The sequence below is a fragment of the Pontibacter locisalis genome, assembly GCF_042684605.1.
Lineage (GTDB): Bacteria > Bacteroidota > Bacteroidia > Cytophagales > Hymenobacteraceae > Pontibacter > Pontibacter locisalis.
The window spans coordinates 492,989-504,653 of sequence record NZ_JBHULU010000015.1 but is presented as its reverse complement, the minus strand read 5'-3'; the positions used below and the strand labels follow the sequence as shown (position 1 = coordinate 504,653).

Genomic DNA, 11,665 nt, shown 5'->3' with positions numbered 1-11,665 from the left:
ATAAATTTAAGAGTAAAAGCCGCGGCCGCCAGACAACTGGCTGCCGCGGCTTTTTTGCTTTAAAAAGTTAGCAGTATAGCAGTAGATTACTTACTAATGATACAAAAACCTGAATATTATTAAAGTCGTTTAAGTATAAGTGAACAAGGATGCAACCGTTTGTAATACAGTAGGTAAAGAAGTTTTTGAATGCCTGATCCCCTTATTAGAGCTATTACTTACATAAGCAGAACCAAACATTTTAGTTTATATATAAGTATTAAGCACAGAACTAACAGTTCATCAAGAAGATAAAATAAACAATTATGAAAAACTTTAGAATCAATCTTTCAATAATAGCCATTATAGCTGTGTTGCTGTCTTCTTGCGCCTCAGGCGAAGGAGGAATGAGCAGAACCGCTAAAGGTGGTATAATTGGTGCCGGCTCTGGTGCCGTAGTAGGTGGTGCCATTGGTAAAGCTACCGGTAGTACTGCAACAGGCGCAATTATTGGCGCTGCCGTGGGTGGTACTGCTGGTGCTCTGATCGGCCGTCGGATGGACAAGCAGGCTGAAGAGTTACAGCGAGATCTGGAAGGCGCTCAGGTAGAGCGTGTAGGTGAAGGTATCAAAATTACGTTCGATTCTGGCATCTTATATCCGGTTAACTCTGCCGAACTACAGCCTGGTGCTAGAACAGAGATTGCGCAGTTAGCGGAAACGCTCAAAAAGTACCCTGACACGAACATCGTGATAGAAGGGCATACAGATAATACCGGTACGCGTGAAATCAACCAACCGCTTTCTGAGCGCCGCGCCCAGTCTGTTGCTACATATCTTTCATCAATGGGTGTTGACCGTAGCCGCATGACAACCCAGGGATACGCAGATACGCAGCCTGTTGCTGATAATACTACAGTGGCTGGTCGTCAGCAGAACCGTCGTGTGGAGATCGCAATCTTTGCAAATGAGAAAATGAGGAAAGCCGCTGAGCGTGGTGATCTGTAAGATTAGAATAGATAATAGGTAGTGAATAATTGGTGATTTTCCAGCCACATCTTTTGATGTGGCTGGTTTTTTTTATGCCTTTTTCTTCGCTTTTAATAATGCGGCTGTAACCATAGCAACTGTGGCGCCAGCCATAGCCAAGGCAATGTCTTTCTGAGCGTCCCACATATCTCCCTGCATACCTAGGAATTCCATACCCTGCTGATCTCCTTTGTAAAAAATGTCTGCCACTATCCACTCTACTATTTCATACAGGGCACTTAGCGACAGCACGATCTCAACCGGCATAAGATAACTGAAGAACCGCTTTATGCTAAAGTTCCGGTATAGAATCTCATGCAAGGGATAAGACAGCAGTAAACCAAACCCCAGGTGCACCAGGCGGTCATAGGGATTTCGTTGTAGTTGATACTGCTCCCTAAGCCACTCACCAAATGGATTGTCTGAATATTGGTACTGGCTGCCATACACGTGCAGAAGCAGAAAGAGGAAAATGAGAGAGTAGCTAAGGTCAGAGAAGCGGAAAATGTTATAAAACGCAATCAGGAAGATAATCAGGGACAATGTAAGGGTATTCTCCAGTAACCAGTTCTCCAGGTCGGGTGTAGTAACTCCTGTGTACACCCAGAATATCAGGAACAGCACACAGTAAGCTATGTGAAGCGGGTTATGCAGGACACTTTTCTTTTCGGCTGTCTTTGTGGTCATAAATACACTTTGGGCGTACTGGCGGCACTGCTTTCGTTATGCCATCAACTCCTTCTGATAAAATACGAGGCGTATGGGGTTATCAGATGGGTTTTGGGTAGGATCGCAGTGGTAACCAAACATGTCGAGCCCATTTAAATAGGGAAGAAGCTTTTTATAGTAGGTATGACCGGTGTTGGCGGGATTGAAAGTAATGTCGTGAAATACACAGGTATCCATTGATGGCATTTTCTCAAGCTTTTCAAAAAGCGTCTCTGGTTTAGCCAAATCGCCGGAGTATACAATACGATTGCCCTCTTCCTCAAAAATATAGGCATAGGTTTGCATCCCCTCCGAGTGCTGGCCATAGGTATCTATGGCTGTAATGCCATCAAAATGCTCTAAAGCTACAAACTCAGCATATTTATCCGGGTCCTTTACCTGTATTTTCAAAAACTCATAAAGCTGTTGCCTAAACTGCTCAGATGGATAAAAGATTACCGGAGGTTTAACTTTTTCTACCACATGCTTATATAACAGTAAATTAGCGAGACTCCCGCAATGATCGTTATGCAGGTGAGTAAGAAGAATATGATCTACTTTATTAATCAGACTTTTTTTTACAAGCGTTGGGAAAACAGTAAAGCCACAATCTATCAACAGGTTTATATGGCGAAACTCCAGCAAGGCAGCAGAGTTTAAATAATCCGTATCAAAGGCGCCGCCTGTTCCCAGGAATTTAATGTACATATGTTTGAGTGGTATTATCAACAAGTTCTCACAGTAACTCTGCATATAGCGTTGAAACATGTTAAATAGTTGTGCCGATCAAGTTGTTTGTGTTTCTAAAAGTGCAATAATAGGGAAGAATAGTTTGGGGTGTTATGGCAACAGGCTCAAAGTGTTACTATGATAAAAGCTGTATTTTTAACAGAAGGGGCCGTGGCTCGTAAAGAAATTATCCACAAGCCGCTGTAACTATGGATGCACATAAACTGCCTGCTGAAGAGAAGGCATTGATGACTCATGACCTGCTGAATAGTGCCTACAAAAGGCTAAGGCTGGAGAATAGACGTGAGCCAATGCACGAGCTTATCTCTACTATGCTTTCGCACCGGACGAACCACGCTGATGAAGAGAAGGCTTATAATACAATGCTGGAGCGGTTCAAAGATTGGGAGGGGGTAATGAATGCTCCTTTTGAGGAACTGGCTGATGCAATAGCTACCACACGTTATCCGGGGCAAAAAGTCCCGCAGATACAGGAAACCCTGCGGATAATAAAAGAAGAAAGGGGAGAAATAAATATTGATTTTCTGGAGCATTTACCTGTAGAAGAGGCTATGAAATGGCTGACAAAGCTACCAGGTGTCGGACCCAAAACCGCTACCTTACTATTGCTGTTCAATTTTAAGAAGCCGGTTATGCCTGTTGATACACATGTATTCAGGATAAGTCAAAGAGTAGGTATTATTGGAGCAAAGGTGACAGCTAACAAAGCACATGATCTGTTACTGGATATACTGCCTTCGGACCCAGTGGAGTTGTATAACTTCCATATCCATATGCTGCGCCACGGGCAGCGCATCTGTACATTCTACAGCCCTAAATGTGAAAGGTGTGTACTTAATAGTATCTGTAATTACTATCAGGATGTACGAAAGAAAGGTATAGATAAGGCAGCGTAAGCTCCTGCAGGCGGTTAATAGCGGCTGCCTGTTCACCGCCTGTAGCTGAGAGCTTTAGGTATTTTCTTAATAGTTTATTTAACGATGAGGTGTGGAGAGGCTATTCTCATGATCAATCCTTCTACATCTATCCCGGAGGCATTTGTAAGTAGAATAACAGATAGCTTTTGCTCAGGGAAGATTAAAAAACCCGTAGCAGCACCACCCGACATCCCATAGGCCTTTACGCCATTCATGTCCATTACCATCCATCCCATACCAAACCCTACACCTTCTCCTAATAGATTGTCTTTGTTGTTGTTAAGCTTTGCTACAGTGTATACTTTTCTCTGATTCTCCTCTTTTAATATTTTGTTGCTCGTAATACCATTACAAAATTTAACCATATCTTCTAGTCCCAGGTTTAGTCCTGCGTTGGGTAAAGCAAAATCAGGGTAATGGTAGGTATTCCAAGTCATCAACTCACCATTCTTTTTTATGCCATAGTTTGTTACCCTGTTATCAACTACCTTCCATACATCACCAAACCTGGCGCTCTTCATGTTTAGGGGGTTAAGGACTGCATTTTGGACATAGTTGCTGTATTCATTACCTGTTACTTTTCTGATAATTAGGCCCAGCAGGCTCAGACTTGTCTGGTTATAGTGCCAACTCTCTCCCGGTACAAACTGCATAGGAAGTGCAGAAAGGGACTTTATCAGGTCCTGTTCATTTTCCGTTACCCAAGCCATGGTGTAGCCAGGCTTTTGTTCTACTACTACGTCAGGTAAACCGGAGGTTAAAGTCAGTAACTGGTAGACGGTTATATTTTCCCATTGTGCAGGCAGACCTTCCAGGTACTTGCCAATTTTATCGTCCAGCTTTAATTTACCTTCTTCTATAAGCTTCATGGCTGCAATTCCGGTAATAGCCTTCGTTGTGCTGAAGATAGGGAAAACATTTTGTTCCGTTAGCGGCACATTTAGTTCTACGTTGGCTTTCCCATAGTATCCTTTTTGAACTACCTTGCCGTTCTTGACCACTGCATAGCTCAGGCCAGGAATATTAAACTCTTTCATGATATTGAGAACGGTAGTATCGGAACTGGCAAGAGCTGTAGACAAAGAAGCCAGGAAAATGGAGGCAGCAATAATTATCTTTTTCATAGTAGAATAGGTTTGTGCGTGGATAAATAGAAGTAATAGTGCCAAAATACACATCATTAGGTAATCGGCAGGTAGTGTTTTTTGGGAATAAATGTAGTAATTATTTACTTAATCTAATAAATATATTATTAGCTTAGCAAGTAGATGTTGCTGCCGGCAGCGCTAGCAAACGATGAGTATTATTCAAGAAAGGGTGAAGCTGAAATCAATAAAACAAGTAGTAGGCTAACAATATACTAGATTTACACTATCCTCCTTTACCTCTAAATTCGCTTCTCTTCCACAAATAAGCGCTAGGTTTAGAGGCTCGTGCCCTACCGGAAAGCCGTAGCAGACAGGATAGTTATACTTGCCGCTGTGCTCCAAAATAATTTCATAAGCAGTTTTACCAAACGGAACAGGGGTATCGTTCATGTCGCTCATGTCACCGACGATTAGCCCAGCTAGTTTTGCCAGTTTCCCGCTTCGGTCAAGATGCACCATCATGCGATCTATATGATAAAGGTACTCACAGAGATCCTCCAGGAAAAGGATCTTACCTTCTGTACTGATATCAGAACTAGTACCTGTCAGGGTATGCAGCATCGATAAGTTTCCGCCAACTAACTGGCCGGTTGCTATGCCAGTCCGGTTAAAAGCATGTGGAGCGGCAGAATATCTTAGTTCCTTCCCGAATAATCCACGGCGCAATGTCTCAATGGCGTCCTCAGCTCCTGCCTTTGGGAAGAGCAGTGGCATAACACCATGTATGCTCTCAATTCCAAAGTTGTGGATGTGGCTGTGCAAGGCCGTTACGTCACTGAATCCTACTACCCATTTTGGATATTTTCTGAAGTGTGTAAAGTCTATCTGATCAATGATACGGGTGGTACCGTATCCGCCCCGGGCACAGATAATGGCTTTTATACTGTCATCATCCAGGAACTGCTGCAGGTCCTGTAGTCTTAATGCATCATCTCCGGAAAAATAATTGTAGCTGGCACCTATACTTTGCCCCAGCACCACTTCCAAGCCCCAGCTTTCGAAAATGCTTATAGCCATTTCAATCTCTGGGTAGGTTATTTTTCGGGCAGTGGCTGTTATGGCTATTTTATCGCCGGGCTTTAATTCTGGGATCATAGGTAATGAGTTACAAGATAAAAGCTAAGATATGGCTTTTATATAAAATTTGCGAGGATGGCTTTTTTTGGCCAACTTCGGAATCTCTTTCTTTAAGAGAACAATGTAGCACCAGTTTCCAACCTTGGGCGGCATTGTGAAGCTAAACTCTACCTTTTTATGACTAACGTAAAGACCAAGAAATCAGGAATAGATAAATTCCTGTCGGTAGTGGAGCGCATTGGTAATGCCCTGCCGCACCCTGCCACCCTTTTTGCAGGCTTTGCCCTGTTGGTTATCATCTTATCCTGGGTGGCCAGCCAGTTTGACCTTGCGGTGACACACCCTGGTACCGGCGAAACTGTTACACCGGTAAACCTGCTTTCTACAGAAGGGTTGCATATGATTCTGACCCGCATGGTGACAAATTTTACTGGCTTTGCGCCGTTGGGTACTGTACTGGTGTCTTTACTGGGTATTGGAATAGCTGAGGGTACTGGTTTAATTGGAGCAGTGCTGCGTCTGGTGGTATTGTCGTCGCCAAAGCGCCTGTTAACGTTTGTGATCGTTTTTGCAGGTGTTATTTCCAACACAGCTTCTGAAGTAGGTTATGTACTGCTTGTGCCTTTAGCGGCTGTTATTTTCCTGGCTGCCGGTCGCCATCCGTTGGCAGGCCTTGCAGCAGCGTTTGCCGGGGTGTCCGGTGGTTATAGTGCGAATTTACTTTTAGGTACTGTAGACCCACTTTTGGCTGGTCTGTCTACCGAGGCTGCGAAGATCATTGATCCTGGGTATATTGTTAACCCTGCTGCAAACTACTATTTCATGTTCGTGTCCACGTTCCTGATTGCCGCATTAGGTACATGGGTAACGGAAAAAGTGGTTATTCCACGCCTGGGTGAATATGAGGGTGATGAGAAGCCGCAAAGTATTGACAGGTTAAATTCTCAGGAGAAGCGCGGACTACTTTACGCTACCATTGCCATATTACTAATGGTAGCATTCATTTTGGGAGGATTGTTGCCAGATAACGGTTACCTCCGTGATCCGGAAACAAACGAAATCCTGCACTCACCATTCATGTCCGGTATAGTAGCGTTTATTTTCCTGCTGGCAGGTGTTGCTGGTATAGCGTACGGCATAGGTGCCAAAACCATTAAGAATGACAGTGACGTAATGCGCGGCATGGCCAAGTCCATGGAAACGCTGGGATCCTATATCGTACTGGTTTTCTTTGCGGCGCAATTTGTAGCCTATTTTAACTGGACCAACCTAGGGCTTATTCTTGCCATTAACGGGGCTGATGTATTGCAAACCATGGGGCTTAGTGATATTCCGCTGATGATCATGTTCATAATTGTGGCTGCTTTGATCAATTTGGTAATGGGATCTGCCTCTGCGAAATGGGCCATTATGGCTCCGGTGTTTATTCCCATGTTTATGCTGCTGGGTTATACTCCCGAGTTTACGCAGGTGGCGTACCGTATTGGAGATAGTGTGACAAACATTATTTCACCCATGATGTCTTATTTCGCTCTGATTGTAGCTTTCATCCAACGCTATGACAAGAAAGCCGGTATAGGAACGGTGATTTCTACCATGCTTCCTTATACTGTTGCCTTCTTTATAGGGTGGGTAATTCTTTTGGTTATTTGGATTTTGGCTGGCTTGCCTGTTGGCCCAGGTGCAGAGATGTATATGGCGCAGTAGGAACTTAAATAGTATAAAAAGCAGAGGCCATACCGTAAGGTATGGCCTCTTTTATTTCTCCTAGGTAGTAGAAGATGGTGGGCTCTTACTTACATCTCACCTTAAACAAGTTGCCCTTTGCATACTTAGATGCAGTACAAAAGTAAAGGTTTAATTTGATGTTAAAATTTTTTTAGACGAAGCAGTCACTTTAAGGCTTTATTAGTAGAAATTACTAGACGAACACTCAATTATTTTCTGTAAAGCTCACCTTATTAAACATTATACTTCATAATACGGATCAGTGGAGTGCGTCAGGAAATTTTCATCCCTATCCAGTATGGCAGTGGCCTCAATCTCCACTAGCAGCTCAGGCTTAATAAGCCCTTTCACTTCTAACATAGAAGAGACAGGCTTTATTTCCCTGAATATTTCTCCGTGGGCGCGGCCAATTTCCTGCCACTGCTCTATGTCTGTTACAAAGATGCGCGTTCGGACAACATCCTTCATCGATGCCCCGGCACGGACAAGCGCCTTCTCTATTTTCTGAAGGGCATATTTTGTCTGCTCATATGCATCGCCTTTACCAACAGTTTCATCTCCATTTGTGGCTGTGGTGCCTGCCACTTCAATCGTGTTCCCTACACGTACAGCACGGCTGTATCCTATGATATCCTCCCAAACTGCACCTGAGGAAATATTTCTTCTTTTCATAGCTTTACATGCTCAGTTCAGATCAAATATAGTATTTCTGTCTGCCAATCCTAAACCGGAGGCAGCTTACCTGTCAGTTACTATCGTATACTTCCGGCATTATGCTTATCTTTGGAAGCACAAACATTGCTTATGCGCCTAACTTCTAAACCTGTACTTTGCAACTACTACGTTACCTATCGATGTAACGCAAAGTGCTCGTTCTGTGATATCTGGGAAAAGCCATCACCTTACATTACGCTAGAAGACGTAAAACAAAACCTGACTGACCTGAGAAGACTGGGGGTGCAGGTGATAGATTTTACAGGAGGAGAACCTCTCCTGCACCGGCAGATAGATGAAATGCTGGGTATGGCGCATGATATGGGTTTTGTTACCACGCTTACCACCAATGGCCTGCTGTATCCGAAAATGGCGGAGCGCCTGAAAGGTAAAGTAGATATGCTGCATTTCTCGCTCGATTCTTCTGATAAAACAGAGCACGATACCGGGCGTGGTGTAGCATGCTTTGACTTTGTGATGGAGTCTATTAAAGTGGCAAAGCAATTAGGCGAGCACCCGGACATCCTGTTCACGGTTTTCAAGAAGAACCTGCATCAACTGGAGGAGGTATATGAGGATATCGTACTGCCCAATAAGTTGCTGCTTATCATAAACCCGGCTTTTGATTATAATGATATAGATGCCGGAGAGCAGCTAACGGAGGAGGAGCTAAAGTACCTGTCTGACTTCGGGCGCCGAAAGCGGGTGTACCTGAATGATGGCTTTGTACAGCTGCGCCGGGATGGGGGAAACCACGTTGATGATCCGGTTTGCAAAGCTGCTAGCACTACCTTGGTGATATCTCCAGAAAACGAACTTGTGTTGCCGTGTTATCATTTGGGTGCAAAGAGCTTTCCTGTTAATGGTAACCTGTACGACCTGTACAAGAGTCAGGAAGTGGAGGAACTGAAGGGGCAGGAAGGAAGACTTCCGGAATGTGAAGGCTGCACAATCAATTGCTATATGCAACCAAGCTTTGCTGTAGAAATGAACAAATACTTTTGGAAGGCGTTACCAAGTACCCTTAAGTACAATTACTTGAAAGGTACCTGGAAACGGCTGATGCCTTTTTGAATCCCAAGCCCTAAAGGCTTTCTGTTCTTGATTTAAACTGTTAATATTAAATTTATGCCAGTAATACTTCCGGTTAAAGGTGTAAAGCCGCAGATGGGAAACGGCTGTTTTATTGCAGAAAACGCTACTATTGTAGGTGATGTGATAATGGGCAATGAGTGCTCGGTATGGTTTAATGCTGTAATTCGAGGTGATGTGAACAGTATCCGGATCGGAGATAAGTCAAATATTCAGGATGGAGCCGTGATTCATTGTACTTATGAAAAAGCGGCAACAACTATTGGCAGTAATGTTTCTATTGGCCACAACGCAATTGTACATGGTTGCACTGTGGAAGACAATGTACTTATTGGGATGGGGTCGATTGTGATGGATAACGCACTGATTCAGAAAAATTGTATTGTAGCTGCAGGAGCCATTGTTCTGGAGAATACAGTTTGTGAGTCAGGTTGGATTTATGCCGGAATTCCTGCCCGGAAGGTTAAGCAACTAAGCCAGGAACAGGTGGAGGGACTGGATAAAGTTGCCAACAACTATGTAATGTACAGCGGCTGGTTTACAGGGAAAGAATAAGTTAACTTATCTCTTCCCTTGCTTCCTCTCTTACAACTAGCAGTACCCAATCTACACGGCGCTCAGACTTTTCCAGTATCCGCACATCATACTGATGAAAGGTAGTTATCTCGTGCAGACTTTCCGGTATTTGCCCGTAGATCACATTCATCAATCCCCCTACGGTCTCATAGTCCTCACCCTCTGGTAAAGGGAAAGGCAGATAATCGTTCGCATCAGATATGGTTGCTGCGCCGTTTACTTTATACTCAAAATCGTTGACTCGCTCTACAAGCGGAGCCTCTTCATCGTACTCATCCTGTATCTCACCTACAAGCTCCTCGATAATGTCTTCTATGGTTACGATACCCGAAACACCACCAAATTCATCTGTAGCGATAGCCATATGCATGTGGCGGCGCTGGAACTGTTTTAGCAGGAGGTTTATCTTTTTCGTTTCAGGTACAAAATATGCAGGCCGCATCAGTTGCTCAATGTTAATCTGTTTGTTCAGGCGCATGATGCTCAGAATATCCTTTACATACAGTATCCCTACTATGTTGTCTACATTGCCGTTGTAAACAGGCAGGCGTGAGTAACCTTCATTAAAGATCACCTCCATTAATTCCTGCTCAGGAATGTTTACATCAATGGCTACCATTTTAGTGCGAGGCACGAGGATCTGCTTCACCATGCGCTCGTTAAACTGAAATACATTCTCGATCAGTTGGTGGTGGCCTTCATGTATAGCGCCTCCTTCAGCACTTTGCTCGAACAACAGACGGAGCTCTTCTGCAGAATGTACCTCAGCCCCGTGTACAGGATGTATGCCCATTGAGCGAAGGACCATATTAGCCAAGCCGTTAAGCATCCAGATGAAAGGGCTGAAGAGGACATAGAAAAAGCGTAGCGGGTAAGCTACGGCTAATGAGGTAGACTCTGAGCGTTGAATAGCCAACGATTTTGGGGCCAGTTCACCAAACACAATATGAAGCACTGTGATGATGGCAAAGGAAATGGGAAGTGCAATCGTATGAGCAAGCGCTTCGTTTCCTGAGAAGCCAAAGAAGCGCATGATATCAATTACAATCTGCGATACAACACTTTCCCCTATCCAACCAAGCCCCAGAGATGCCAGCGTTATACCTAATTGGGTAGCAGATAGATAGGCATCAAGGTGGGTGAGCATGCGCTGCGCCATCTTTGCCATGTTGTTTCCAGCTTGTGCCCGCAGTTCAATCTGGGATGCGCGAACTTTAACAATGGCAAATTCTGCAGCTACGAAGAAGCCATTTAAAAGAACAAGAAAAATGGTAATGAGTACGTCTAATATCATAATGAATAGCTGCGTTGCTTCAGTAATGCTGTAAAATTAAGTTAAATTACGAGTATTAACTATTTGGGTGATGATCGCAGCTGTTTAACAGGTTAAGTTACACACTACCAAATGTACGCTTTACTTACCAATATAGATTATTTTGAATAAAGTATAAAACAAAAAGGTGCCGTCTGGCACCTTTTTGTTTTAGGACACGAAGCAGGACCTCAGGAGTGTACACGCTCTTTTGGCACATCAACAGAATTGAACAATTCAAGAGCGTTATCCTGAGACAGCCGGTGCAGGAAAATCTGTTTTGCTTCTGCCTCAGATATCAATCTGTAAGAGTCGGCTGCATTTGTGTCCAGGAAGGGATTGCAAAAGGAATAAATATACTCATCAGAAAAAGTTTTATACACCACATGAAAGTTGTGCTTCTCATCGCGTACAAGTTTGATGGCTCTGAAAACATTGCTGTATTCTTTTCCACATGCTGTGCGCAACTTCTGTACTTCTTGTGTGTTTAACTTTTTTTCCATAGTGGGTTGAGTGTTATTTAATCCTGTAGTAGTTATACACTTTATCTGCTCTTATAATTCCAGTACATTTTCCGCCTGGTTAGTTTTGTTTGTGAAGGTTCTGAATTCTAATGTCAGCCTCCTGCTTTTATAA

Annotated in this window: 12 protein-coding genes; 5 read left to right on the top strand and 7 right to left on the bottom strand. The window is 43.6% G+C overall.

Going from position 1 to position 11,665, the window contains the following annotated elements; all coding sequences use genetic code 11:
- Window positions 1-305 precede the first annotated feature (305 nt).
- The gene (locus ACFSRY_RS12525) at window positions 306-986 is read left to right on the top strand and encodes an OmpA family protein (protein WP_377507828.1); all 681 of its coding nucleotides are present in this window, start codon (window positions 306-308) and stop codon (window positions 984-986) included.
- A 72-nt stretch (window positions 987-1,058) separates the two neighbouring features.
- On the opposite strand, the gene ACFSRY_RS12520 is transcribed toward ACFSRY_RS12525, so the two are convergent.
- Window positions 1,059-1,694, bottom strand: coding sequence for a DUF2238 domain-containing protein (locus ACFSRY_RS12520; RefSeq protein ID WP_377507825.1), 636 nt, complete (start codon window positions 1,692-1,694; stop codon window positions 1,059-1,061).
- A 36-nt stretch (window positions 1,695-1,730) separates the two neighbouring features.
- Window positions 1,731-2,423 (bottom strand): MBL fold metallo-hydrolase, encoded by a 693-nt coding sequence (locus tag ACFSRY_RS12515; RefSeq protein WP_377507820.1) that lies wholly within the window; start codon window positions 2,421-2,423, stop codon window positions 1,731-1,733.
- A 230-nt stretch (window positions 2,424-2,653) separates the two neighbouring features.
- On the opposite strand from ACFSRY_RS12515, the gene ACFSRY_RS12510 reads away from it, so the two are divergent.
- On the top strand, window positions 2,654-3,361 hold the full coding sequence (locus tag ACFSRY_RS12510; RefSeq protein WP_377507817.1) for an endonuclease III domain-containing protein: 708 nt from the start codon (window positions 2,654-2,656) through the stop codon (window positions 3,359-3,361).
- A gap of 74 nt (window positions 3,362-3,435) precedes the next feature.
- Here ACFSRY_RS12510 and ACFSRY_RS12505 read toward each other — a convergent pair whose 3' ends face one another.
- Together ACFSRY_RS12505 and ACFSRY_RS12500 are read right to left on the bottom strand one after the other, a co-directional pair.
- A complete protein-coding gene (locus ACFSRY_RS12505; RefSeq protein ID WP_377507814.1) occupies window positions 3,436-4,506 on the bottom strand; it encodes a serine hydrolase domain-containing protein in 1,071 nt (356 codons plus the stop codon).
- Between the two features lie 225 nt (window positions 4,507-4,731).
- Window positions 4,732-5,625 (bottom strand): S66 peptidase family protein, encoded by an 894-nt coding sequence (locus tag ACFSRY_RS12500; protein ID WP_377507811.1) that lies wholly within the window; start codon window positions 5,623-5,625, stop codon window positions 4,732-4,734.
- Window positions 5,626-5,784: 159 nt separating this feature from the next.
- Between ACFSRY_RS12500 and ACFSRY_RS12495 the strand changes: the two genes are divergently transcribed.
- Window positions 5,785-7,314 carry an AbgT family transporter gene (locus tag ACFSRY_RS12495; RefSeq protein WP_377507808.1) on the top strand — a complete coding sequence of 510 codons (1,530 nt, stop codon included), beginning with the start codon at window positions 5,785-5,787 and terminating at the stop codon, window positions 7,312-7,314.
- Window positions 7,315-7,575: 261 nt separating this feature from the next.
- On the opposite strand, the gene ACFSRY_RS12490 is transcribed toward ACFSRY_RS12495, so the two are convergent.
- Entirely contained in the window at window positions 7,576-8,007 is a 432-nt protein-coding gene (locus ACFSRY_RS12490; RefSeq protein ID WP_377507805.1) for a RidA family protein, read from the bottom strand.
- Between the two features lie 132 nt (window positions 8,008-8,139).
- Between ACFSRY_RS12490 and ACFSRY_RS12485 the strand changes: the two genes are divergently transcribed.
- Window positions 8,140-9,123 (top strand): radical SAM protein, encoded by a 984-nt coding sequence (locus ACFSRY_RS12485; protein WP_377507802.1) that lies wholly within the window; start codon window positions 8,140-8,142, stop codon window positions 9,121-9,123.
- A 54-nt stretch (window positions 9,124-9,177) separates the two neighbouring features.
- Window positions 9,178-9,696: a gamma carbonic anhydrase family protein gene (locus ACFSRY_RS12480; RefSeq protein ID WP_377507798.1), complete on the top strand. Its 519-nt coding sequence runs from the start codon at window positions 9,178-9,180 to the stop codon at window positions 9,694-9,696.
- A gap of 1 nt (window position 9,697) precedes the next feature.
- Here ACFSRY_RS12480 and ACFSRY_RS12475 read toward each other — a convergent pair whose 3' ends face one another.
- Together ACFSRY_RS12475 and ACFSRY_RS12470 are read right to left on the bottom strand one after the other, a co-directional pair.
- Window positions 9,698-11,011, bottom strand: a complete 1,314-nt coding sequence (locus ACFSRY_RS12475) for a hemolysin family protein (protein ID WP_377507795.1) — start codon at window positions 11,009-11,011, stop codon at window positions 9,698-9,700.
- Window positions 11,012-11,220: 209 nt separating this feature from the next.
- Window positions 11,221-11,532, bottom strand: a complete 312-nt coding sequence (locus ACFSRY_RS12470) for a hypothetical protein (protein WP_377507792.1) — start codon at window positions 11,530-11,532, stop codon at window positions 11,221-11,223.
- Window positions 11,533-11,665: the final 133 nt, after the last annotated feature.